Raw genomic sequence first — 25,515 nt, 5'->3', positions numbered from 1 at the left:
TACTCCCAATCCTGTTTTGTTCGATCATACAGTCCTGTACGTTCTTACTTACCCTACTGCACGAATTGAATTTACACTTTTTATGCAAACCACTTTTGCAGACAGGCTTTTTCAATCACATACTGCCTGCAATCATTTATAAAATCTTACCCAACACTCCGACTATACGGTGAATATAGATCAGAGATCAAGTAATAATCTTTGCGCTTTCTGATAACCCCGTGGCAAAAGTTTGCCTTTGGTCGCTTTTTTGCCGTAGTAGGTCTGTAAATCATTACCTTTAAGGCTTAGAAAACGCGTACCTACTTGTATTTTTAACACATCTTGCTCAAGGTTAAGTGCAATGTGACTGATTAGTTCATCACCCGCTTCCAATTGCATCAATTTGTTTCCTTTGCCCTTACTCAATTCCGGAATATGACTTTGATCAACAATCAATAAGCGCCCCTGTTTACTTAACAGCGCAAGTTGTGCTTTGTCTGTACTGAAAATAATCGGCAAGGCATTAAAGCCATTGGCAACGGATAAAAATGCCTTACCCGCTTTTGCAGTGGTATCCAGTTGTTTCAGCTGGGTTTTAAAACCATAGCCCTGTGAACTAAGACTAATAATCTGTTGCTCGTCCTCACCCATGATAACCTGAATAAACTGCGTTCCCGAAGCTGGATTTAATTTGGAAGTTAAAGGTTCACCCTGCCCCCGGGCAGATGGCAAATGATTCGCTGTCAGCGCATAACTACGCCCTGTTTGATCAAGGATATAGACCCGCTGATTACTCTTGCCAACCACAGAATCCTGATAACTATCCCCCGCCCGATAATTCAACTGGGTCGCATCAATTTCACCTTTAGCCATACGAATCCAGCCTGCTTCAGACAATGCAACCGTCACTGTTTCCGCAGGGGTAAAATCGGATTCTTTCATTTGTACCGCATCGCTACGATGCACAATCGGCGAGCGGCGATCATCACCAAATTTTTTGGCATCGTCATTGAGTTCATTGATCATCAATTTTTTCAGCGATTCCGGATTTTCCAGTTGTTCGCGAATCACTGCTGCGCGTTCTGACAGTTCATCCTGTTCCTTGCGAATTTCCATTTCTTCGAGTCTGGCCAAATGGCGTAGTTTTAACTCCAAAATGGCTTCCGCCTGAATTTCATCAATCGCAAAATGCGCCATTAATACTGGTTTTGGCTGATCTTCTTCACGAATAATTTTGATCACCGTATCAATATCCAGATAAGCAATCAACAAACCCGCCAGAATATGCAGGCGTTTATCAATTTTATTCAGATGATACTTTAAACGGTTGGTAATGATTTCGGTACGGATCTCAATCCATTCCAGCAAAATCTTGCGAATCGATTTCACCTGTGGACGACCATCTGCACCAATCATATTCAGATTGACCCGATAGCTACTTTCCAAATCAGTGGTGGCAAAAAGATGGCTCATAATTGCATCGATATCAACACGATTGGAACGCAGTACAATCACCAGTCGCGTCGGATTTTTATGGTCAGACTCATCACGCAAATCGGTGACAAATGGCAGTTTTTTTGCCTGCATCTGATCGGCAATTTGTGCAATTAGTTTGGAACCAGAGACCTGATAGGGTAAATGCTCAATAATGATTTCATTTTTTTCGACGGTATACACCGCACGCATACGATAGCTGCCACGCCCAGTGCTTTGGATTTTTAGTAATTCTTGCGGCGAAGTAATAATTTCGGCATGCGTGGGTAAATCCGGTGCAGGAATGAATTGTTGCAATTTTTCATCGCTTAATGCTGGATTTTTAATGAGGGCAACGGTGCCCTTAATCACTTCACGTAAATTATGCGGCGGAATATCTGTTGCCATACCCACGGCAATTCCCGTTGTACCATTGAGTAAAATATTCGGCACTCGCGCAGGTAAATTTACCGGCTCCTTTAAACTGCCGTCAAAATTGTCCTGCCACTCACATGTACCCTGCCCCAGTTCACTTAACAACACTTCACTATATAGCGAGAGTTTGGCTTCGGTATAACGCATGGCCGCAAAGGATTTCGGATCATCTGGTGATCCCCAGTTGCCCTGTCCTTCAATAAAAGGATAGCGATAACTAAACGGTTGCGCCATTAAGACCATGGCTTCATAACAGGCACTGTCACCATGTGGATGATACTTACCCAATACATCACCGACCGTACGGGCAGATTTTTTTGGTTTGCCAGAATTTTTTAAACCCAGTTCACTCATCGCATACACAATACGACGTTGTACCGGTTTTAAGCCATCACTAATATGCGGTAAGGCACGATCCATAATGACGTACATGGCATAATTCAAATAAGCCTGTTCGGTAAACTCAGCAACTGAACGATTTTCGGTAGCGTGATGCACAAGGCTGCTCATGCGATTGTTTTATCCTTTAATCTAAGTTCTCTATAAACTGCTATGCTAAGTTGTCCATCTAAAATCAGCAAGAGCCTTTGCAAGGCTAAACGACATAAGTTGTCTGCCTTTATCCATCTTGCACCATAATTCTGGATCATCTTTTAAAGTTATACGTCACTTTAGCAATCATTGTGTTATTTTTTATACAAAAATAGGGCCAAACCATAAGTTTGATAAAAATGATATGCCCCAAAAGTCGTAAAACTTCTTATAATATGTTCACTCTCCACTTCCTTCATATATTTGAGGAATATTATGACTCCTCTAGATCCCTTAACTCAGGCTGAAGAACAAGCCGAGTTATCAATGTCTGTTTTAATGACGCCCGATATGGCAAACTTTTCCGGTAATGTACATGGTGGAACCATTCTAAAGTTACTTGATCAGGTTGCTTTTGCCTGTGCCAGCCGTTATTCGGCCAGCTATGTTGTCACATTGTCTGTAGATAAGGTACTGTTCAAAGAACCAATCCATGTTGGTGAACTGGTGACGTTTCTGGCATGTGTGAACCATGTTGGTACATCGTCAATGGAAATTGGTATTCGGGTAGAAGCGCAAAATATTCAGAAACGTAGTATCCGCCATACCAATAGCTGTTATTTCACCATGGTTGCTGTAGATGAAAATAATAAGCCCAAACGCATACCACCTTTAATTCTAGATAGTGATTTAAAACGCTGCCGTTTTGAAGCCGCAGAACAACGTAAAAAATTACGCTTGCAACAGCAAAACACGCATATTTCCTGTAGCATTTTTAAGGAATAATTTCCTTAGATCATGAACTTGTGGCGAGCAATTCGCCACAATCCATAAAAACAACAATTTAACGTACAAAAAAAATGCGATTAGCATAAATTTCCTTTAAAAATATTTGCATCACCTAAAATATGCCATTACAATGCACCTCGTTCTAAACAAGCGGCATCGCAACTTGTTTCTCTGCGTCCCTATCGTCTAGAGGCCTAGGACATCGCCCTTTCACGGCGGTAACCGGGGTTCGAATCCCCGTAGGGACGCCACTTTAAGTCAGTTCTTTAAAGCGAACTTTATTTAAAGTGTGGTGATCACAATCATTAGAATAGCCTCAAATTTGTCCCTATCGTCTAGAGGCCTAGGACATCGCCCTTTCACGGCGGTAACCGGGGTTCGAATCCCCGTAGGGACGCCAAATTCAAAAAAGCCGTTGCATTGATCAGTCAACGGCTTTTTTATGTCTGAAATTGTACCTAGGTTATTGCTTGATATTTGCCTGAGCAACCCATACATTGAAAAGTAGATTGTTTTTTCTTTTTTGAGATTTTATCTATGAATTATCGTTGTCCCAAATGTCAAAGTACCAAAATTATACCGATGGCATCTGCAACTGGCCCCCGTCCACAAGTTCCCAAGAGTCTGTTAATTTTGGTGCCAAGTATTCTGCTGCTGGCCTTATTACTGGCGATTAGCATTGTATTTCTGATTCTGGATAAAAGTGCTGGCCCGGTATTAAACGGGGCAACCATTCTCGTCGTTTTAAGCTGTATTGTTTCAGGTTTTATGTTCTGGCGTGACTTACCGAATTTTAAAATTTCCATGCAAAGCTTTATGCAATCGCAAAAACAATGGAAATGTCGTGAATGCCAGCATGAATGGCAAAATCAATAATTTAGAAATAGATGCGTATCGCACATGTGGATAGCCAGAAAGTTATCCACAATTTTGTATAGCATTTAACCTACAACCCAGATACACACGACACTCACATGTTTTAATCCATATACCGTGCTAAGGCCATTCGAACACCAAAACCAGTATTGTCTAACCCTTCAATAAAATCTAAATTGCCATGATGTAACGCTACAATATGTTGCACAATCGATAAGCCCAGTCCCGAACCCTGCTGTTCTGTCCCCAATACCCGATAAAAACGCTGTGTTAATCGTGCCAGTTGATCTGGAGCTACGCCCTGTCCATTATCCTGTATTTGAAAAATAATCTGTTCATGTTCAGCAAAAACACTGAACTTAACTTTAGCATTCACATGACTATAGCGAATTGCATTGTCGAGTAAATTGCGTAATGCCGTAAAACATAATTCACGATTGGCGATACAGGTCAGATCGCTTGCTATTTGCCAATCCTGAATCAATTCAATATTTTTCTGTTGCGCTGCTAGCGCAATATTTTGCCAGACCTCTTGTAGTAGCGACATAAGTGGAAATTTTGTCCTAGGTAATGCCTGACTTTGCTGTGGATCCAGCCGAGCCAAAAATAATAAATTCTCAACCACTGCGGTACTGCGCTGTACATCCTGTTTTAATTGTTCCAGTTCCGGTTGTATCGGTTCAAGTAAGGTCTTATGCCGACGTTGCATCAATTGCAATTTCATCTGAATGGCAGATAATGGTGTACGCAGCTCATGGGCAGCATCGGCAGTAAAACGCTGTTCAGCCTGCAAGGCCTGATCCAGACGTAATAACAAAGCATTGATTGCTGCAATCATCGGCTGCAATTCTGTATATATTTCTGTCGGTTGTATTGGCGATAAATTCTGTACATTCTTTTGAGCAATTTGCTCACTAATGCGGGTAAAGGTTTTTAGACCACGTCGAATTGCCAACCAGTTTCCTATAAGCAAAACCATCCATAACAATAGCATCAACCAGCTAAAATGCCCGATAGCAGGTAACAAATGTTCATAACGCTGCTGCCACGGTTGCGCCACCTGAATCTGAACCAGACTATCGGGACGTTTCTTGACATAGACACGCCACCACTTGCGGTCATGATAAATATTATAGAACCGGTCATCTTCGGCATTGGCAATAAATACGGTTTCCGGGGCATCTTCACTTTTTTGCTGAATTTGCCCTTTGGCATCAATCCATTGATAATCCAGATCCAGCTCTTCATTATATTCTCCCAGATAATACTTCATCTGGGCATTCGCGCTATTTTGTTCTTCTAGCCATAATTTGCTATTTTCTTCTAAAATATCATCAAACAATTCATGCATATCATAGCCAACAACACCAATCAAAATCACCAGACTCAGTAATCCGGTCAGAATACTGCTGATCAACGTACTACTCATCAGTCGGTTTTGTAGTGACACAATTTTGCCTGAATAAGATGGTGAGGTCTTTGGCTTTGACATAAGGTGATACTGCTTTAATACGCTAGAAATTTAATTTGTCGGGTTAATTGGATACGGTATTGGTCATTTAGCTCAATGTTATGCCTGTGCAGCCAGTGTATAGCCCTGCCTACGAATAGTACGGATAAAATCATTACCGATTTTTTTCCTTAGATTATAGACATAAACTTCAATGGCATTACTTTCAATTTCTTCACCCCAACCGTAAAGCTCATCTTCCAGTTGTTCTTTCGAAACGATATGTTCGGGATGACGTAATAATTTATACAACACCACATATTCACGGGCAGTCAGGTTAATCAGTTGATCATTTTGTTTCACTGTTTTGGCAACAGGATCAAGGACAATATTTCCGAAGCTCAATTGTGGTTGCGCCTGTGCATTCTGCTTTCGAATCGCCGCACGAATCCGTGCCGATAACTCCTCCAGATCAAAAGGTTTGACCAGATAATCATCTGCACCTAAATCCAGTCCTTCAACACGGTCCTTAATGCTATCGCGGGCTGTGATCATTAAGACCGGAATACCATTATTCTTTTGCCTAATCGCCGTTAAAATCTGATCCCCTGATAATTCCGGCAAACCACGATCCAGCAAAATACATGCATATTCATGACTTTGTAGTGCAGCCTCGGCATAAGACCCTTTTTTCACCCAGTCCACCACATAACCGTCCATTTCCAGCCATGCCTGAATGGTATCGCCCAATGAGGTATCGTCCTCTGCCAATAAAATACGCATAACCGTTTTCCCATACAAAAATACGCAGTTCATCAACTGCGTATCTAATCAATCTATTCTTGGTCAAGTTCATCTAACCAGATTAAAAACGAACTTCGTCAACATCGACTTCAACACGTTTGGTTGGTTTATAGTCTATATCGATTTCACCCAAGAGTGTAACCGTTTGCGTTGGAGAAAGTGCACGGCCACCCCACAATTCATCATCAATCTCGACTTTGATGGTGCCAGTGCTGTCACGGAATTCATATTTTTCATCACCAAGACTTTTCACCACTTGGCCTTTCAATAATACTTTGCTGTCATCTTTGAGTTGATGTGCCTGTTTTACACTGGTGACTGTGGTTGGTGTTAATGCCTGTTGATTTACAGGTGCAGCAGAAACTGTCGCTGTGCCCATCATCAATGCACTTGCGGTAAATAGCGGTAATAACATGTTTTTCATGATTTATCTCCTTCAAGATATTTTTCATCGTTGTTCAATGATGAGCATTAAAACACGTCAAGCTGAAGTGAAACTGAAGAACATGGCAAAGGAATTTATTGTTTTAAGCCAAAATTTTCCGCCCTATACGAGATAAGAGATTTTACATCTTCTACTCACCTGCCAGCGTTTGTATTTTTCTCTCCGGATGCATCTCTGTTTCAATCACCTTGCTTTTTTGTTCTACATATTTTGCCGGAAAATGTTGATTCACCCACTGTGTCAAAGCCTGAGCTACAGCCGCCGGCAAGGCAATGCCAAGCGGATTGTCTTCTTGGAGTTGGTCTGATGAAACCACACGTGTACCCATCACATAATCAAACCAAGGCTTGGTCACACACCAATTGGCGTCCTGATTGGCATTCATTTGATGATCATAATGCCAAGGTATTTTACGTTTTGCCCAATCCGGTTCTAAATGCGCACGACGATGGATAGAGTAATAATTAAATGCACTATACCATGCCGCAGCCACCATGCCTTTGGAAACAGGATAGAAAACCACAGTAGCAGCAACCGCCACTACCGCAAGTGACCCAACTTCATTACGGGTACGCCAGTTAGAAAATCCCTGTACATAGCCATCGTCGGCAAAGTGCTGCTTGCGTACTTCACGGTGATGCTCCCAATGCGACTTCATGCTGCGTGGCACCGGACTATAACGTGGCTGCCCGGGTCGGTGCGTACCATGTAAAATATATTTATGAGCAACCCACTCAAATGCATTGGCAACCGCCAATCCAACAATAAAACCCTTAATCATGACATCGTCCCTTCTATGTCCATACTATTGAATATAGACTGTGTTTTGTGATAAATATTGACTTGAAACACATCATTCATTGACAAAACACGACAAGGGCAATGCAAGGAATGCAAGCTACAACCCAACCTCCCGGTTCTGTATATGGTGGTTTGAGCGATTTGCTCCGAACTTTTTGCCAAGCAAGGCAAATTGTGATGCCGGAAAAACTGCAACAAATCCAAAATCTGGAACGTTTTGATTACAGTTTGTGGCGGGAAATACTGACAGAAATCGATAACCAATTACAGCAACCGGCTTTAGGTCTGGAAATTGCTCACTATGTACAACTCAAACATTTGGGGGTACTGGGTTATCTGGCACAATCCTGCGTAAATCTGGGCGAGGCCCTACAACGCTATCACGATTTCCATCGGCTGGTGTATGACGGTAGCCCGCTGATTATTCAAGCCGAATCCAATTACCTCAGCATACGCTGGGATGTGCCCGAAATCTTCACAACACAAATTACCAATGAAATTGCTATCGCCCTGATGAATCAATTTCTTTTACACTTCTTACATATTGATGATATCGAACTCAGTGAAGTCAGCTTTGTGCATGCCGCACCCAAAAATGCCCATTACTATGCCCAATATTTCCGCTGTCAGGTGAAGTTTTCTCAACCTTTTGCCCAGATTAAAGTGCCGATCAGCTTACTTGGCAAACCAATCCGCCATGCCGATCAAACCTTACAGGAATTACTGACCCATCAAGCTCAAGCATTACTGGCAAAACTACCCAACTCATCAGAACTGGATGAACGATTACAACAAGCAATCTTAAAAGGCTTGCAAAAACATCACTGTCAAATCGAAGACATCGCCACGCAACTCAATATGTCTATCCGTAAGTTGCAACGGCATCTACAACTGCAAAATACCACATTCCAACAGCGTGTTCAGGCATTACGTTTGATGCTTGCCCAGCAATATTTAAAAGACCAGCACCTTAGCCTGCTGGATATTGCGCTATTGTTAGGATATTCCGAACAAAGTGCCTTTCAACGTGCATTTAAACACTGGACCGGTCAAACACCACAAAACTGGCGATCTGAACATTGCCAATAATGCGTCACAGCTTGAATCATATTTTTATATGAAAATAAATTGAAGTTGAAAATAGCCTATGAAAAAAGATGCTGAAAAGAAAAAGCCCCAACATCCTGTCGGGGCTTTTTCAAATACGGTTTTGTATCACGTCCTGTAATACCTGTGTATCCTTACACAATCAAGAAACGTCCTGTTTCGTAATAAACATATCTTAGTAAAAGCTAAGCACATTGATAAGAGGATAATACCATCAGTCTATGTAAGCCAAAACGTACAACACTGCATAAATATCGATCCATAGATCAATTCGCTTGTTCTCGTTCACTGTTTACAGAGCAGGTCTTTATTTTTCCCTTATCATCCATCAATCTTGCTGTTAGTACACAACAATCTAATCCGCTTTTAATTCCAGATGATGATTATGCAAAATAAAAACACTACGCTTCCTATTATCGTGATTGGTGCGGGTATTGCCGGACTCGCTTGTGCCAGAACCTTACACAAGCAGGTAAACAGGTATTGGTTGTCGAAGCGAATACCCGGATTGGCGGACGTATTCATTCGCTTTGTCAGGATGAGGATACTTTTGATTTAGGTGCTTCATGGATTCATGGCATTCATAACAATCCTATTTGGGATATTGCCACCCAACATAACATTTCAACGACTGTTTTTAATTATGATGCTGCAAATTTTTATCATGAAAATGGCAAGCCTTTTTCCGCACAGGAAACCCAGACATTTACCGCTGCAATACAATCGATTGAACAACAGCTTAGACAACTTCCATACAATGATCAGAACACTGCACGAGATGCGATTCTTTATATTTTAGATGATTTTGATCCTGATCAATCTAATTTTAATACATCACAATTAAAAAGCTTATTACTTGCTTATTTTGAACATTTTGCCAATGATCCTTTTGCAACATCACTGGCCAACCTTTCTGCACAATATGAGGGATATTTCTCTGGTGATGAGGTGATCTTTCCGCAAGGTTATCAGCAAATCATTGAGGTCTTAAATCAGAATATTCAGATTCAAACCCAAACCAATATCCAGTCCATCACATTAAACAGCGACCATATTCAACTGCTAGATCAAAACGGACAAAAACATTATGCCAGTAAAGTGATCGTGACCGTGCCTTTGGGCGTTTTAAAACATCAGCAGGTTCGCTTTATTCCACCTTTGCCGGAAAATATACACCAGGCTATCGACAATATTGGCTTTGGTTCATTTAATAAAGTTTTTCTACAATTCGATAAAAGTTTGGCGTTTAGACAAAAGCAATCCCATCACAGTGATTTTTATTTATACTAGAATAAATGGTTTAATCTTCTAGATTTATCGGTAATTTATCAAAAACCGACCTATCTCATGCTATTGGGTGGAGCGCCTTCAGAATATATTGACCATGCCACGGATTCGGACGTCTGGCATTTAATCTATGATAGTTTAAATGCCAATTTTACCGATATTCTAACCCAGCCCAAACATATTCTGGTCACGCGCTGGGGAGCAGATCCTTTTAGCCGGGGTTCATTTAGCTTTCCACAACCGCATCATCAGGTCAAATGGGTACAGGCATTACAACAGTTGATTGACCACCGCTTAGGTTTTGCAGGCGAGCACTGTAATGCACAATATGCCGGTACAGTACATGGCGCCTATTTAAGCGGAATAGAGGCAGCACAAAACATTTTGGCATCTCTAGATTAAACAGCATCAATGCCCAGCTATAAAGCGCTTCGCTGACAGCCCCTATTTGAATAAAATGTAATTTTGCATAGAAACTACTTATATTTTTTTAATAAGAGCAAAAAATCTTCTAGCTCTTTTTCATCATAATCTTCTGGCAAGACATGATTTTTTAAATGTTCCTCCAGTAACTCATTCATTAAGCCCTGTACAGCCCCCCGAATGGCAGCCATTTGCTGTAATACATCGATACACTCAGCTTCACCGTCCAAAACAGTTTTATACATGGCATTCATCTGCCCTTGCATACGACTGATACGGTTTAAAACTTTTCTATTTTTTTGTAAGTGACTCATTGAATTATTTCCAGCAAAGTAAATATACTATATAGAGTATTTTAACATTGTAGTATGCAAATGAATACATCATTAAAACAGCAACATTCACATCATTTCGATGAAGGTAATCCTTTAGCCCAGAAAAAGATTCTGCTGGCAACCCTGTTAACAGCCACCATGATGATTGCTGAAATTTCAGGCGGATTAATCTTTAATTCCATGGCGTTACTTGCCGATGGCTGGCATATGAGTTCGCATATGCTGGCTTTGGGTCTGGCCTATATAGCCTATAGAGCTGCACGCCACTACCGTAATGATCAAAGATTCTGTTTTGGTACATGGAAAATTGAAATACTGGCTGGCTATAGCAGTGCCATTTTATTAATGATGGTTGCGGTGATGATGGGTTACAGTGCCATTGAAAGATTATTTCATCCCGTAGAAATCCATTATAACAAAGCTATTTTCATTGCAATCATTGGTTTGGTGGTAAATTTAATTTGTGCATGGTTATTACATGACGATCACCCTGACCATTCTCATCATGATCATATACATCACAGCCATGCCCAGCATGAGCATCACCATCATCAGGATCTAAATCAAAAAGCTGCTTTTCTACATGTCATTGCCGATGCCACGACGTCGGTTCTTGCAATCATCGCTTTATTTGCTGCCAAATACTTTGGCTGGAATTTTTTGGATGCAGTACTAGGCATTGTCGGTGCCCTACTGGTTTCAAAATGGGCTTGTGGTCTCATCATTCAAACCGGGAAAACACTCTTGGATGCAGAAATGACAGAGCCTGTAGTTGATGAAATACGGGAAGTTATCGCAGATCTGGACCGATCCATCGATATCGTTGATTTACATGTCTGGAAAGTGGGTAGAGGGAAATTTTCATGTATTCTGGCCTTGCAGACAAGCAATACCCGATTAACACCGCTTGTTGTAAAGCAGGCATTGTCGATACATGACGAAATTGTACATGCCAGTATAGAAATCAATCCTGTTTAACCCAATATAAATAACAAAAAGCCCCAACTTCCTGTCGGGGCTTTCTGAAATTCTACTTGCAATATAACGTCCTGTCATACCTGTACGTCCATGTACAGCGTGTATCCTTACACTGAGCTCGAAACGTCCTGTTTCGTTATATGCTTATAATATGCAAAGATAAGTGACTCGATAAGTGGCAAAAGACGCAAGTATTTGTAAGCCAAAGCTTACACGAATGTATTAATTTTCGGCATCCATCGCAACTTTATGCGCCCAGATTGAGAGTGTGTCTAAAACTGGTTTAAAGGATTCACCAAATTCAGTTAATTGATAAACCACCCTGATCGGAGCTTTTTCTCCATATACTGTACGTGAAATAAAACCACTCGTTTCCAGTTGCTTAAGCTGTAAGCTTAACGTCATTTCAGTAATCTCTGGCATATCATGTCTTAATTCACTAAAGCGCTTTTTGCCGTCTTTGAGATAATACAGAATAACACCTTTCCATTTTCCACCAATAAGATCCATGGCCATACTAATTGGACAAGGATATGTCTTGCCATTAACAGTAACACTACACTCATTTTCTCTATAGGCCATCCTATATCGCCTCCGCTATCAAGTTTGATAGTTATTGTACCTGATCATATTTTGAATAAAATAATTATAGTGACTATCTTTTTGATAGCTTAATTTTATCATTCTCTTATCAGGTGAATACACGATGACACTTATGATCCTCTCTCATCCCAATTTCGAGCAATCAATCGCCAATAAAACCATTGTCACTGAATTAATAAAACAACAACATGACCTTGAGGTACGTCATATTTATGAGCTATATCCTGATTATCAAATTGATATTGCAGCAGAACAGGCAGCTTTGCTCAGACATGATTTAATTATTCTGCAATACCCAATGTACTGGTTTAATATGCCTGCAATCCTCAAAATATGGTTTGATCAGGTTTTTAGCTATCAGTTTGCCTATGGTTCAAAGGGAGATAAGCTTAAACACAAAAAACTCTTAGCAAGTTTAACCGTGGGACAACCTGAACAAAATTTCATTGTCGATCAAAAGAATCATTTAATGCAGAGTTTTTTAAAGGCAGTACAAGCATCTGCTCAATATGCACAAATGGATTATGTTGATCCTGTTTTTTTATATGATATTTCGACAGCTATAGGTCATTCAGAAATACAGATCCAAGCAAAAGCCAAGGCACATAGCCAACACTTAAACACCTTGATCAATACTTTACATCAATCAAAAAAATAGAGCCTTATTCAACATAAAAAAAGAGCCCCGAAGGACTCTTTTTAACATCAATCAATTACAGCTTAAAACTGTTCTTCATTAAATGCTTGGCTAAGTGCCTGATCAACTTCGCTAAAATCATTTACTAATTCTTGCTCAGCAGCTTCTGCTTCCTGACGACGACGTTCCAAATGATACGCCAGACCAGTACCCGCAGGAATCAAACGACCCACAACCACGTTTTCTTTTAGACCACGTAGATCATCTTCTTTACCTGTTACAGCCGCTTCAGTTAACACACGTGTGGTTTCCTGGAACGATGCAGCAGAGATGAACGAGTCGGTAGACAATGAGGCTTTGGTAATACCCATCAATTGACGTTCAAATTTCGCAGGGAATTTGTTTTGCGCCAATACTGCCTGATTTTCCTGAACCACACGGATGTAATCCACTTGCTCACCTTTGATAAAGCTAGAATCACCACCGTCGGTAATTTCAACTTTACGCAACATCTGACGAACAATCACTTCGATGTGTTTATCGTTGATTTTTACCCCTTGTAGGCGGTAAACGTCCTGAACTTCATTCACGATATAGTTGGTTAATGCCACTTCGCCTTTTAAGCGCAGGATATCATGCGGGTTTTGTGGACCATCGGCAACCACTTCACCACGCTCAACATGTTCACCTTCAAACATGTTGATTTGACGCCATTTTGGAATCAACTCTTCGTAAATTTCAGAACCATCATCAGGTGTAATCACCAAACGGTTTTTACCTTTAGTTTCCTTACCAAAACTGACCACACCTGACACTTCTGCCAGAATTGCGTATTCTTTTGGCTTACGTGCTTCGAACAAGTCGGCAACACGTGGTAAACCACCGGTAATATCACGGGTACGTGACGATTCTTGTGGTACACGACCAATCACGTCACCGACACCAATGGTTTCACCATCACGCACAGTCACAATGGTATTTTGTGGCAGGAAGTAGAACTGTTCACTACCATCGGCCATGTCCAATACCACAGCTGGACGTAGATCCTTACCAGAAGCAGGACGTGACGTCACCGGTAAAATTTCAACAGTGGTCATCCCTGTTGCATCATCAGTTTTTGATGTTGCAGTTACGCCATCAGCAATTTGTGAGAAGCGTGCTTTACCAGCAACTTCTGTTACCAATGGATGTGTATGCGGATCCCATGTTGCAACGATACCACCGCCTTCTACTGGTTCACCATCCTTAATCAGAATGGAGGCACCATAAGGAACTTTATAGCGTTCACGTTCACGGCCTAGATCATCAGCAATACCGATTTCACCAGAACGGGATGTGGTCACCAAGTGCCCCTTGGTATGTTGTACTGTTTTGATATTGTGGAAACGTACAATACCTTTGTTACGTACTTGAATGCTGTTGGCAGCAGATGTTCGGCTTGCAGCACCACCCACGTGGAAAGTACGCATGGTTAACTGTGTACCCGGCTCACCAATGGATTGTGCCGCCATAACACCAACGGATTCACCTGGATTCACCAAGTGACCACGCGCCAGATCACGACCATAACATTTCGCACAAACACCAAATGTTGATTCACAGTTCACAACTGAACGAACCTTGATTTCGTCGACACCCGCTTCTTCGATTTGTGCAGCAAGGCGTTCATCGATAAATGTATTACGTGGGAAGATCACTTCATCAGTACCCAAACGTTTTACATCTTCAGCAATCACACGACCCAGTACACGATCTTTCAACGGTTCGATAACATCGCCACCTTGAATTAATGGTGTCATTACCAAACCATCGAGTGTGCCACAATCCGGTTCGGTAATCACCAAATCCTGTGCCACATCAACCAGACGACGAGTCAGATAACCTGAGTTCGCAGTTTTTAATGCTGTATCGGCCAAACCTTTACGTGCACCGTGTGTTGAGATGAAGTACTGAAGTACAGTCAAACCTTCACGGAAGTTGGCTTTAATTGGTGTTTCAATGATCGAACCATCCGGTTTTGCCATCAAACCACGCATACCGGCAAGCTGACGAATCTGTGCCGCACTACCACGGGCACCAGAGTCAGACATCATATAGATGCTGTTGAAGGATTTTTGTTTCTCATCTTCACCCTGTTTGTTTTTAACAGTGGTAAAAGACAAGTTATCCATCATCGCTTTGGCAACTTGGTCGTTGGTACGAGCCCAAATATCGACCACTTTGTTATAACGTTCACCTGCGGTCACGAAACCTTGCTCAAACTGATGTTCGATTTCACGAACTTCTGCTTCTGCCTTGTTGATGATTTCTTCTTTGGTTGGTGGAATCAACATGTCTTCCATACCCACCGAAACACCCGAACGGGTTGCTTGACGGAAACCAAGATACATCAACTGATCGGCAAAGATAACAGTATCTTTTAGACCCAGTTTACGATAACAAGTGTTGATCAATTTTGAGATGTTCTTTTTGGTCATCTCAAGGTTAATTGATTCAAAACTTAAACCTGCTGGTACAACTTCCCAAAGCAAACAGCGACCTGGTGTAGTATCCACGATCAATGTTTCTTTAATGCGTTCGCCATCTTCACTGATTACAGTCTGGTGTACACGCACTTTTACACGCGCATGCATATTCACTTGGCCAGTTGCCAAAGCACGGTTGACTTCGTGCGTATCAGCAAACACCATGCCCTCACCTTTGGCATTGATTGCATCACGTGTGATGTAATAAAGGCCTAAGACCACGTCCTGAGAAGGAACGATAATCGGTTCACCATTGGCAGGTGACAGGATGTTGTTGGTTGACATCATTAAGGCACGTGCTTCAAGCTGTGCTTCAAGCGTTAACGGTACGTGTACCGCCATCTGGTCACCATCGAAGTCGGCGTTAAACGCAGCACAGACCAATGGATGCAAACGGATTGCCTTACCTTCAATCAACACAGGTTCAAATGCTTGCAGACCCAAACGGTGAAGTGTTGGTGCACGGTTTAACATCACTGGATGTTGACGAATCACATTGGCCAAAACGTCCCAGACTTCTGGCGTTTCCCGCTCAACCATTTTTTTGGCAGCTTTAATCGTCGTTGCCTGACCAGATGCCTGTAATTTGGCAAAGATAAATGGTTTGAATAATTCAAGCGCCATTTTCTTCGGTAAACCACATTGATGTAAACGCAGTGTAGGACCAACAGTAATCACCGAACGACCTGAATAATCCACACGTTTACCCAGCAAGTTCTGACGGAACCGACCTTGTTTACCTTTGATCATATCGGCCAAAGATTTCAATGGACGTTTGTTTGAACCGGTAATGGCACGACCACGACGACCGTTGTCCAGCAAGGCATCCACAGATTCTTGTAACATACGTTTTTCGTTGCGTACGATAATATCGGGTGCAGCAAGGTCTAAAAGACGTTTTAAACGGTTGTTACGGTTGATCACACGACGATACAAATCGTTTAGATCAGATGTTGCAAAACGGCCACCTTCAAGCGGTACCAATGGACGTAAATCTGGTGGAAGTACCGGCAGTACATTCATCACCATCCATTCTGGCTTGTTGTTTGAGTCTTTAAACGCTTCCATTAATTTCAAGCGTTTAGATGCTTTTTTCAACTTAGTTTCAGAGGTTGTTTGTGGAATTTCTTCACGTAAACGGGAAACTTCTGCTTCCAAGTCGATGTCTTTTAACAAGTCCTGAACGGCTTCTGCACCCATTTTTGCGGCAAATTCATCGCCGTATTCTTCTAGTGCATTGAAGTATTCTTCATCGGTTAAAAGCTGATATTTTTCCAGCGTCGTCATGCCCGGATCGGTCACAACATAAGATTCAAAATACAATACGCGTTCAATATCACGTAATGTCATATCAAGCAATAAACCAATACGGGACGGTAACGATTTCAAGAACCAGATATGTGCAACGGGTGAAGCAAGGTCAATATGCCCCATACGTTCACGACGTACTTTCGCAGTTGTGACCTCAACGCCACATTTTTCACAAATGACGCCTTTGTACTTCATACGCTTGTATTTACCACACAAGCATTCGTAATCTTTGACTGGCCCAAAAATTTTGGCACAGAATAAACCGTCACGTTCCGGTTTAAAGGTACGATAGTTAATCGTTTCAGGTTTTTTTACTTCGCCATGAGACCAGGATTTAATTACTTCTGGTGATGCTAAGCCAATACGGATACGATCGAACTCAAGTGGTGTATGACCATCAGAGTCCGTTTTTTTACGCATGATATCGAGCAAGTCTTTCAATTTTTTTCTCCGTGTGCCGAGAAGCTTTTAGGTTCCCGGCTGGGTCAAAACTGGTTATATCTGAAATAGTAATTGTGTTAGCCCGTAAGCTTATTCACCATTTTTCAGTTCAATGTTGATACCTAAAGAACGGATCTCTTTGGTCAATACGTTAAACGATTCTGGCATGCCAGGATCCATATAGTGATTACCATCTACGATATTCTTATAGATACGGGTACGACCTTCAACATCATCCGATTTCACGGTGAGCATTTCTTGTAGCGTGTAGGCTGCACCATAAGCTTCAAGTGCCCAGACCTCCATCTCACCGAAACGCTGACCACCGAATTGAGCTTTACCACCCAATGGTTGTTGTGTGACCAGAGAGTATGAACCGGTAGAACGCGCATGCATCTTATCATCAACCAAGTGGTTGAGTTTCAGCATGTACATATAACCTACAGTGACAGGACGGTCAAACTTCTCACCAGTACGTCCGTCAAACAAAGTTTGCTGACCCGTACGTGGCAACTCGGCAAGTTCAAGTAACTCTTTGATCTGTGACTCTTCTGCACCATCAAATACTGGGGTTGCCAATGGCACACCACCACGCAAGTTACCCGCAAGCTTCAGAACTTCTTCATCAGATAAACTGTTCAGTTCCTCTTGCTCACCACCTACTTTGTTGTAGATTTTGTCCATGAAGTCACGCAGTTCGGCAATGGTACGTTGTTGTTGCAGCATCTTATCGATCTGCTCACCCAAACCTTTTGCTGCCAAACCTAAATGCGTTTCAAGAATCTGTCCTACGTTCATACGTGATGGTACACCCAGTGGGTTCAACACCACGTCAACCGGCACACCATTGGCATCATGTGGCATATCTTCTACAGGAAGGATGTTGGAGACAACACCTTTGTTCCCGTGACGACCTGCCATTTTATCACCCGGCTGGATACGACGTTTAACTGCCAGATAAACTTTCACAACTTTCAATACGCCATGTGTCAATTCATCGCCAGTTGAAAGTTTGCGTTTTTTCTCGGCAAATTTCTCGTCGATTTCCTGACTTTTCTCTTGCAAGAACACCAGAATCTGCGACAAACGTTCAGCGATAGCTTCATCACTTGGCTGAATTTCTTTCAGGTCAACAAAGTCTAGACCAGCAAGGAAATCCGCAGTTAATTTATCGCCACGTTTTGTGGTACCGCCACCATTAGAGGTTTGACCTGTCAATAAACGGATCATACGTTCACGAGACGCTTCTTCAAAGATTTTGAATTCTTCTTTCAAATCTTTACGATAAGCATCAAGCTGCGCTTTTTCAATCGCTAGAGCACGCTCATCTTTTTCCACGCCATCACGGGTAAACACCTGAACGTCAATCACTGTCCCTTTGGTACCTGATGGTACACGTAAAGAGGAGTCTTTCACGTCTGCTGCTTTTTCACCAAAAATAGCACGTAACAGTTTTTCTTCAGGGGTCAGTTGGGTTTCACCTTTTGGTGTCACTTTACCCACCAAAATATCGCCAGCAGTTACTTCTGCACCGATATACACGATACCGGATTCATCAAGTTTTGATAATGCTGCTTCGCCCACATTCGGGATATCGGCAGTAATCTCTTCCTGACCCAGTTTGGTATCACGCGCAACACATGACAATTCCTGAATATGAATTGAGGTTAAGCGATCTTCCTGAAGGACACGTTCGGATAAAAGAATCGAATCTTCGTAGTTAAAACCGTTCCAGGTCATAAATGCAACACGCATGTTTTGACCCAGTGCCAATTCACCCATATCTGTTGATGGACCATCGGCAAGAATATCACCACACGCAACCACATCACCCTGATTAACGATAATGTTCTGGTTAATACAGGTATTCTGGTTAGAACGGGTGTATTTGATCAGGTTATAGATATCTACACCTGCTTCACCAGCAATCATTTCGTCTTCGTTGACACGAATCACGATACGGGAAGCATCCACATAGTCAATGCGACCACCACGACCCGCAACCACACACACACCAGAGTCACGTGCCACGTGACGTTCCATACCTGTTCCGACCAATGGTTTGTCAGCACGTAAAGTTGGTACAGCCTGACGTTGCATGTTGGAACCCATCAAGGCACGGTTCGCATCATCGTGTTCAAGGAACGGAATCAGCGATGCTGCAACAGAAACCACTTGTTGTGGTGAAACATCCATATGCGTCACTTTTTCCGGTGGCATACGTACAAATTCACCCTGATGACGGACGGAAACCACTTCTTCAGTTAAGTTACCTTCGCTATCTACAGCAGAGTCGGCCTGTGCAATCACAGTACCCACTTCTTCAATCGCAGACAGATATTCGATGTCATCAGTTACACGGCCATCAACCACACGACGATACGGTGTTTCCAAGAAACCAAAGTTATTGGTTTTGGCATACACAGAAAGCGAGTTGATCAAACCAATGTTTGGACCTTCCGGTGTTTCAATTGGACAAACACGGCCATAATGGGTTTGATGTACGTCACGCACCTCAAAGCCGGCACGTTCACGTGTCAAACCACCTGGCCCCAATGCAGATACACGACGTTTATGCGTGATTTCAGACAACGGGTTGTTCTGATCCATAAACTGTGACAACTGGCTAGAACCAAAGAATTCTTTGATTGCCGCTGCAACAGGTTTGGCATTGATCAGATCTTGTGGAGAAAGATTATCTGTTTCTGCCTGACTTAAACGCTCTTTTACAGCACGTTCTACACGAACCAAGCCCACACGGAATTGGTTTTCGGTCATTTCACCAACAGAACGGACACGACGGTTACCCAAGTGATCGATATCGTCGACTTCACCTTTACCGTTACGAATTTCAACTAAAGTACGCAGTACATCAATGATGTCGTCATTGGACAGAATACCTTCAACCTGACGTGTCTTATGATCCGTACCAACTTCATACGGACGACCCAGACGACGGTTGAATTTCATACGACCGACAGGAGACAAGTCATAACGTTCTGGACTAAAGAACAGGTTGTTAAACAGGTTCTCGGCAGCATCTTTGGTTGGCGGCTCACCTGGACGCATCACTTTATAGATTTCAACCAGTGCATCATCACGATCACGAGTTACATCTGCACGAACGGTATCGGCAACATACGAGCCACGGTCGATGTCATTGGTGAACAGAATATTAAACTGTTTAATGCCGGATTCAGCAATTTTCACCAAAATATCATGCGAAACTACCGTGTTGGCAGGTAGAATTTCACCGTCTTTTAAGCTGATATCTTCTGCGGTAATACGTTCATATAAATATTCGTCAGGTACAGGCAGCTTGCTTAAATTTGCAGCTTCCATTTGACGTACGTGACGCGCATTGATACGTTTACCTTGCTCTACGATAACTTTACCTGCACCATCGGTAATATCGAATTGCGCCATTTCGCCACGCAGACGCTCTGGAATCAAATCGATCTGATAAGTACCCATATCAATGTAGACAGGGACTTTTTCATAGAACAAATCTAAAATTTGTACGGTGCTATAGTTCAATGCACGTAAAATAACAGATGCCAATAATTTACGACGACGGTCGATACGGACATAGACCAAATCTTTCGCATCAAATTCAAAATCCAACCATGAACCACGGTAAGGAATGATACGTGCCGAATACAGCACTTTACCGCTAGAATGCGTTTTACCTTTATCATGATCGAAGAATACACCAGGTGAACGGTGTAATTGCGACACAATTACCCGCTCTGTACCATTGATCACGAACGTACCGTTATCTGTCATCAGAGGCATTTCGCCCATATAGACTTCTTGTTCACGTACGTCTTTGATAGCCTTGGTGTCGCGATCACGTAAAATCAGACGAATTTTGACACGCATTGGCGCAGCATAAGTTGAACCACGCAAAATACATTCGCGCACATCAAATTCAGGCTTGCCAAGGGTATACTCAACAAACTCTAAAGCCGCATTACCAGAATAGCTTTCAATTGGAAAAACCGAACGGAATGCTGATTGTAAACCTAAATCTTCCCGGTTTTTTGGAGATTTGCCATCTTGCAAAAATGCTCGATACGAGTCCACCTGAATGGCGAGCAAGTATGGAACATCCATAATAGTGGGCAATTTACCAAAATTTTTGCGGATCCGTTTTTTTTCGGTATAAGAGTATGCCATTTGGATTCCTCGGACAGTAATCTAAGGCCGCCTGCAGAACGACGCTTAGCAAAAGTTATCGTATGGTCGATAATGACCGTCGCTTTTTTCAAAGCTGCAAAGACTAAAAGCAACAATAAAATGTTTAGCAATATTTTTTTACAAGAAAGTTGATAAGAAATTTCCTACAAAAACATTGCTAAACATTCATTTGCACGTCTTCTTGTCGCAGCGCTCAATCTTCGCCAAAAAGCGAGCCGATTATTGTAACGCAAAAAGGCTGATGACCCAAGGGCCACCAGCCATTTTTGGAGCCGATTATTAAAAACCGACTCCCGAATGAATTACTTAAGTGTAACTGTAGCACCAGCTGCTTCAAGTTTTTTCTTAAGTTCTTCACCATCTTCTTTGCTCACGCCTTCTTTCAGAACTTGTGGAGCACCTTCAACTAAATCTTTCGCTTCTTTCAAGCCAAGACCAGTTGCTTCACGAACTGCTTTAATTACAGCAACTTTGTTCGCACCAAAGCTTGTCAATTCAACATTGAATTCTGTTTGCTCTTCAGCGGCAGCTGCGGCAGCAGGACCAGCAGCAACTGCAACAGCAGCAGCAGATACATTGAATTTTTCTTCGAATGCAGAAATTAATTCAACAAGTTCAAGAACAGTTTTTTCAGCAACTGCGTTTAAGATTTCTTCGTTAGTTAAAGCCATGAGAATAACTCCAAATGGATATTGAATGGTGTGTGAATGATGTATTTAAGCTCAAGCAGCTTCTTGCTCGTTTTTCTCTTTGAGTGCTGTAACCAGACGACCCAATTTCGAAATAGGCGCTTGAAGAACACTGGCAAGCATGGTAAGTGCTTTCTCTTGGTTTGGAAGATTAGCAATAACGCTGACTTCTTCACCTTGATACACTTTGCCATCAAATGCGGCAGCTTTTAATTCAAATGCTTTGTTTGTTTTTGCAAAATCTTCAAACAAGCGTGCAGCTGCACCCATGTCATCTTCAGACGTTGAAAAACCGAGAATTGTTGGACCAGTCAAGATATCGTTCAAGATGTCAAACTGAGTACCTTCAAGTGCACGTTTTGCCAAAGTGTTACGAACGATACGTAAGTACACATTATTTTGACGCGCTTGCACACGAAGTTGAGTCAATTGTTCAACAGTTAAACCTTGATAGTCGGCAACAACAGTAGAGAAAGCTTTGCTTGCAGTTTCGCTTACTGCCGCAACGATTTCTTTTTTGTCCTCTAAACGTAGAGCCACTGTAAAACCTCCTAAGGTGATTTATGTACCGTTGTCGATACACTCCCAATTCGTAAGCCTTTCGACTTACACGCGGAGGAGGAACACATCACACCACCGCGTCTACGCAGGCTGATTCTTACAAATCTTTTAAGACAGAGGATCGGAATCCCCTTTCGCCTGAGGTCTTTGACGCTGATAAATTTTCATTTACCAATTCAAAGTAGGGGTTTATTGCATAAACCCTTTTTCGATCTAGCAAAAAAACCAATTCAGGGCGTATACCATACGCCCCTACTCATAAACTTAATTAGATACGTTGCTCACATCAACAGCAAGACCAGGACCCATTGTTGAGCTCAAAGTGATCTTCTTGATATAAACACCTTTAGATGTAGCTGGTTTTAATCTTTTCAAATCAGCAACTAAAGTTTCAACGTTTTGACGAACCGCAGCCGCATCAAAACCAATCTGACCAATCGCAGCATGGATAATACCAGCTTTGTCTACACGGTAACGTGCTTGACCAGCTTTGGCATTTTTAACCGCAGTTGCAACATCAGGCGTCACTGTACCAACTTTCGGGTTTGGCATTAAACCACGAGGACCCAAAATTGTACCCAGCTTACCCACAACACGCATTGCATCCGGTGCAGCAATCACAACGTCGAAATCAAGATTACCTTGTTGAATAGATTCAGCAAGATCGTCAAAACCAACGATATCTGCGCCTTCAGCTTTTGCAGCTTCAGCAGCAGCGCCTTGAGCAAATACTGCAACACGTACAGTTTTACCTGTACCCGCTGGCAATGTGGTTGCACCACGAACTACTTGATCAGATTTACGCGGATCAACACCTAGGTTGATTGCGATATCTAAAGATTCTTTAAACTTCACAGCTGGAAGACTGTTCAGAACTTGAACTGCTTCATCCAAAGTGTAAACTTTGTTTGCTTCAACAGCAGCAGCAATGGCTTTTTGACGTTTCGTTAACTTTGCCATGTCTTATAGCTCCACTTCCAAGCCCATAGAACGTGCAGAACCAGCAATGGTACGCACACGCGCATCTAAATCAGCACCAGTTAAATCTGGTTCTTTAGTAGTTGCGATTTCTTCCAATTGAGCACGAGTCAACTTACCAACTTTAGTTTTGTTTGGTACAGCAGAGCCTTTTTGGATACCCGCAGCTTTCTTAAGTAAAATAGCAGCAGGTGGAGTTTTCATGATAAATGTAAACGATTTATCGTTATACACAGTGATCACGACTGGAATTGGTAAACCAACTTCAAGCTTTTGTGTTGCAGCATTGAATTCTTTACAGAACGCCATGATGTTCACACCACGTTGACCCAATGCAGGACCAATTGGTGGAGATGGATTCGCTTTACCAGCTGGAACTTGCAGCTTGATATAGCCGTCAATCTTCTTCGCCATTTTAATTACCTCTGGGTACAAACGCCGTGAGGCTCCCCAATATTTCTATACATTCAATTTGCATCAAATGTAAAAAACACATAAACCCGAACATATTCCAGAAGAATTAGTCGGGCAACGATTTGCAGATTAAAAATTAGTACGCTTTTTCAACCTGACGGAATTCGAGTTCAACTTGCGTTGGGCGATTAAATACATTAATCGTTAATGTCAAACGAGATTTTTCGTATTGGACTTCTTCCACCACACCTTTAAAGTCGGTAAATGGACCATCAACAACCAATAACTCTTCGCCTGGCTCAAACATTGTTTTAGGACGTGGAGCTTCGCCTTTGTTTGCAACACGTGCCAGAATTGCATCAGCTTCACGCTGTGTAATCGGCGCAGGTTTTTCTGGTGTACCACCAATAAAACCCAATACTTTTGGGCATTCTTTTACGATATGCCAAGTATCATCATTCATTTCCATTTCGACCAATACATAGCCCGGAAAGAATTTACGCTCTGACTTGCGCTTTTTGCCGTCCTTCATTTCTACGACTTCTTCCGTAGGAACAAGAACTTCACCAAAGCTATCGGCAACAGTGCTACGTGCAATACGATCATTCAAAGAACGCATGACTTGTTTTTCATAGCCAGAGTAGGCATGAATAATATACCAACGCTTCATAGCAACTTATCCGATAATTAATTTAACCAATAATCAGCTTAATCAACCAACCCAAAACATAATCAAAACCCCAAAGTACTAATGAGGTAATAATAACGACAACCAACACTTGCCAAGACGTTGTGACCGTTTCTTGCTTGGTTGGCCAAGTGACACGCTTTAACTCTATACGTGAATCTTTGAGTAAGCGAACAAAACCCTTACCTTGGTGGGTGGCGTATAATAAACCTAATGCCACAACAATACAAGTGGCAATCGCACCGATACGCACCCAAACATTCGCTGCTGGTTGCCAATATTGCGGTAGATACTGATTGACCATCGTTGCGCAAATAAGTAAGACTATCGCAACAATCCATAACACAGCATCAAATGGCGAACCATTTTTAACCAGTTCTGCCGGATTGTTTCGTTGTGGGATTGGCGCTTCGCTAGATGCGTCACGCGACTTATCATTCGACATTTTTTTACTCGTCGCTAAATTCGCGCTTTATTATAGAACAATTCAGCCTGCATTAAGCAAGAAATTTTAAATTGGCAGGTCAGGAGGGACTCGAACCCCCAACATTCGGTTTTGGAGACCGACGCTCTACCAATTGAACTACTGACCTATAAGGCAGATCGGGAATAATCTCCCGATCTGAATCAGGGTGCAATCATGCACCCCTACATTTTTGATTATGCAGTTACTTTCGCAACAACACCAGCACCTACAGTACGACCACCTTCACGAATCGCAAAACGCAGACCTGGGTCCATTGCGATTGGGT

At 42.2% G+C, this 25,515-nt stretch carries 21 protein-coding genes, 3 tRNA genes and 1 pseudogene; 8 read left to right on the top strand and 17 right to left on the bottom strand.

Annotation, left to right across the window (positions count from 1 at the left end; genetic code table 11):
* Positions 1 to 180: 180 nt before the first annotated feature.
* The gene (parC, locus tag CRO21_RS00125) at positions 181 to 2,400 is read right to left on the bottom strand and encodes a DNA topoisomerase IV subunit A (RefSeq protein ID WP_097077338.1); all 2,220 of its coding nucleotides are present in this window, start codon (positions 2,398 to 2,400) and stop codon (positions 181 to 183) included.
* Between the two features lie 297 nt (positions 2,401 to 2,697).
* On the opposite strand from parC, the gene CRO21_RS00120 reads away from it, so the two are divergent.
* From CRO21_RS00120 to CRO21_RS00105, 4 genes are all read left to right on the top strand, one after another.
* Complete coding sequence (locus tag CRO21_RS00120; RefSeq protein ID WP_097077337.1) at positions 2,698 to 3,207, top strand: acyl-CoA thioesterase; 510 nt, start codon at positions 2,698 to 2,700, stop codon at positions 3,205 to 3,207.
* A 178-nt stretch (positions 3,208 to 3,385) separates the two neighbouring features.
* Positions 3,386 to 3,461 (top strand) — tRNA-Glu (locus CRO21_RS00115).
* Between the two features lie 73 nt (positions 3,462 to 3,534).
* A tRNA-Glu gene (locus tag CRO21_RS00110) sits at positions 3,535 to 3,610 on the top strand.
* Between the two features lie 137 nt (positions 3,611 to 3,747).
* A complete protein-coding gene (locus CRO21_RS00105) occupies positions 3,748 to 4,086 on the top strand; it encodes a zinc-ribbon domain-containing protein (RefSeq protein WP_097077336.1) in 339 nt (112 codons plus the stop codon).
* A 103-nt stretch (positions 4,087 to 4,189) separates the two neighbouring features.
* Here the strand turns inward: CRO21_RS00105 and CRO21_RS00100 are convergent, their stop codons facing one another.
* From CRO21_RS00100 to CRO21_RS00085, 4 genes are all read right to left on the bottom strand, one after another.
* Positions 4,190 to 5,578 carry a sensor histidine kinase gene (locus CRO21_RS00100; protein ID WP_097077335.1) on the bottom strand — a complete coding sequence of 463 codons (1,389 nt, stop codon included), beginning with the start codon at positions 5,576 to 5,578 and terminating at the stop codon, positions 4,190 to 4,192.
* Between the two features lie 78 nt (positions 5,579 to 5,656).
* The gene (locus CRO21_RS00095) at positions 5,657 to 6,319 is read right to left on the bottom strand and encodes a response regulator transcription factor (RefSeq protein ID WP_097077334.1); all 663 of its coding nucleotides are present in this window, start codon (positions 6,317 to 6,319) and stop codon (positions 5,657 to 5,659) included.
* 82 nt (positions 6,320 to 6,401) lie between these two features.
* Positions 6,402 to 6,764, bottom strand: a complete 363-nt coding sequence (locus CRO21_RS00090; RefSeq protein WP_097077333.1) for a NirD/YgiW/YdeI family stress tolerance protein — start codon at positions 6,762 to 6,764, stop codon at positions 6,402 to 6,404.
* A 151-nt stretch (positions 6,765 to 6,915) separates the two neighbouring features.
* Positions 6,916 to 7,566 carry a hypothetical protein gene (locus tag CRO21_RS00085; RefSeq protein WP_097077332.1) on the bottom strand — a complete coding sequence of 217 codons (651 nt, stop codon included), beginning with the start codon at positions 7,564 to 7,566 and terminating at the stop codon, positions 6,916 to 6,918.
* A 110-nt stretch (positions 7,567 to 7,676) separates the two neighbouring features.
* On the opposite strand from CRO21_RS00085, the gene CRO21_RS00080 reads away from it, so the two are divergent.
* Together CRO21_RS00080 and CRO21_RS00075 are read left to right on the top strand one after the other, a co-directional pair.
* The gene (locus tag CRO21_RS00080; protein WP_097077331.1) at positions 7,677 to 8,675 is read left to right on the top strand and encodes an AraC family transcriptional regulator; all 999 of its coding nucleotides are present in this window, start codon (positions 7,677 to 7,679) and stop codon (positions 8,673 to 8,675) included.
* Positions 8,676 to 9,140: 465 nt separating this feature from the next.
* Positions 9,141 to 10,382: pseudogene (locus tag CRO21_RS00075) on the top strand (flavin monoamine oxidase family protein).
* 74 nt (positions 10,383 to 10,456) lie between these two features.
* Here the strand turns inward: CRO21_RS00075 and CRO21_RS00070 are convergent.
* Positions 10,457 to 10,717 (bottom strand): metal/formaldehyde-sensitive transcriptional repressor, encoded by a 261-nt coding sequence (locus CRO21_RS00070; RefSeq protein WP_097077330.1) that lies wholly within the window; start codon positions 10,715 to 10,717, stop codon positions 10,457 to 10,459.
* 54 nt (positions 10,718 to 10,771) lie between these two features.
* Between CRO21_RS00070 and dmeF the strand changes: the two genes are divergently transcribed.
* Entirely contained in the window at positions 10,772 to 11,716 is a 945-nt protein-coding gene (gene dmeF, locus CRO21_RS00065; protein WP_097077329.1) for a CDF family Co(II)/Ni(II) efflux transporter DmeF, read from the top strand.
* Positions 11,717 to 11,938: 222 nt separating this feature from the next.
* Here dmeF and CRO21_RS00060 read toward each other — a convergent pair whose 3' ends face one another.
* Entirely contained in the window at positions 11,939 to 12,298 is a 360-nt protein-coding gene (locus CRO21_RS00060) for a winged helix-turn-helix transcriptional regulator (protein WP_097077328.1), read from the bottom strand.
* 124 nt (positions 12,299 to 12,422) lie between these two features.
* On the opposite strand from CRO21_RS00060, the gene CRO21_RS00055 reads away from it, so the two are divergent.
* Positions 12,423 to 12,977: an NAD(P)H-dependent oxidoreductase gene (locus tag CRO21_RS00055; RefSeq protein WP_097077327.1), complete on the top strand. Its 555-nt coding sequence runs from the start codon at positions 12,423 to 12,425 to the stop codon at positions 12,975 to 12,977.
* Positions 12,978 to 13,039: 62 nt separating this feature from the next.
* Here the strand turns inward: CRO21_RS00055 and rpoC are convergent, their stop codons facing one another.
* The 10 genes from rpoC to CRO21_RS00005 form a co-directional block, all read right to left on the bottom strand.
* Entirely contained in the window at positions 13,040 to 17,233 is a 4,194-nt protein-coding gene (rpoC, locus tag CRO21_RS00050; RefSeq protein WP_097077326.1) for a DNA-directed RNA polymerase subunit beta', read from the bottom strand.
* Positions 17,234 to 17,323: 90 nt separating this feature from the next.
* Positions 17,324 to 21,412: a DNA-directed RNA polymerase subunit beta gene (rpoB, locus tag CRO21_RS00045; protein ID WP_097077325.1), complete on the bottom strand. Its 4,089-nt coding sequence runs from the start codon at positions 21,410 to 21,412 to the stop codon at positions 17,324 to 17,326.
* A gap of 323 nt (positions 21,413 to 21,735) precedes the next feature.
* A complete protein-coding gene (rplL, locus tag CRO21_RS00040) occupies positions 21,736 to 22,104 on the bottom strand; it encodes a 50S ribosomal protein L7/L12 (RefSeq protein WP_097077324.1) in 369 nt (122 codons plus the stop codon).
* Between the two features lie 51 nt (positions 22,105 to 22,155).
* The gene (rplJ, locus tag CRO21_RS00035; protein ID WP_097077323.1) at positions 22,156 to 22,662 is read right to left on the bottom strand and encodes a 50S ribosomal protein L10; all 507 of its coding nucleotides are present in this window, start codon (positions 22,660 to 22,662) and stop codon (positions 22,156 to 22,158) included.
* Between the two features lie 285 nt (positions 22,663 to 22,947).
* Positions 22,948 to 23,643, bottom strand: a complete 696-nt coding sequence (gene rplA / locus CRO21_RS00030) for a 50S ribosomal protein L1 (RefSeq protein ID WP_097077322.1) — start codon at positions 23,641 to 23,643, stop codon at positions 22,948 to 22,950.
* 3 nt (positions 23,644 to 23,646) lie between these two features.
* Complete coding sequence (gene rplK, locus CRO21_RS00025; RefSeq protein WP_097077321.1) at positions 23,647 to 24,075, bottom strand: 50S ribosomal protein L11; 429 nt, start codon at positions 24,073 to 24,075, stop codon at positions 23,647 to 23,649.
* Between the two features lie 136 nt (positions 24,076 to 24,211).
* Positions 24,212 to 24,745 (bottom strand): transcription termination/antitermination protein NusG, encoded by a 534-nt coding sequence (gene nusG, locus CRO21_RS00020; protein WP_097077320.1) that lies wholly within the window; start codon positions 24,743 to 24,745, stop codon positions 24,212 to 24,214.
* A gap of 22 nt (positions 24,746 to 24,767) precedes the next feature.
* Complete coding sequence (gene secE, locus CRO21_RS00015; RefSeq protein ID WP_097077319.1) at positions 24,768 to 25,208, bottom strand: preprotein translocase subunit SecE; 441 nt, start codon at positions 25,206 to 25,208, stop codon at positions 24,768 to 24,770.
* Between the two features lie 72 nt (positions 25,209 to 25,280).
* Positions 25,281 to 25,356, bottom strand: a tRNA-Trp gene (locus CRO21_RS00010).
* Between the two features lie 67 nt (positions 25,357 to 25,423).
* Positions 25,424 to 25,515 (bottom strand): EF-Tu C-terminal domain-related protein (locus tag CRO21_RS00005; protein WP_019509660.1); only part of this gene is annotated, 92 nt, incomplete at its 5' end.

Origin of the sequence: Acinetobacter puyangensis (assembly GCF_900096995.1) — a bacterium.
GTDB classification, from domain to species: Bacteria; Pseudomonadota; Gammaproteobacteria; order Pseudomonadales; family Moraxellaceae; genus Acinetobacter; species Acinetobacter puyangensis.
Note: the sequence above shows the minus strand (reverse complement) of the source record. Positions and strands in the feature narration are given on the sequence as shown.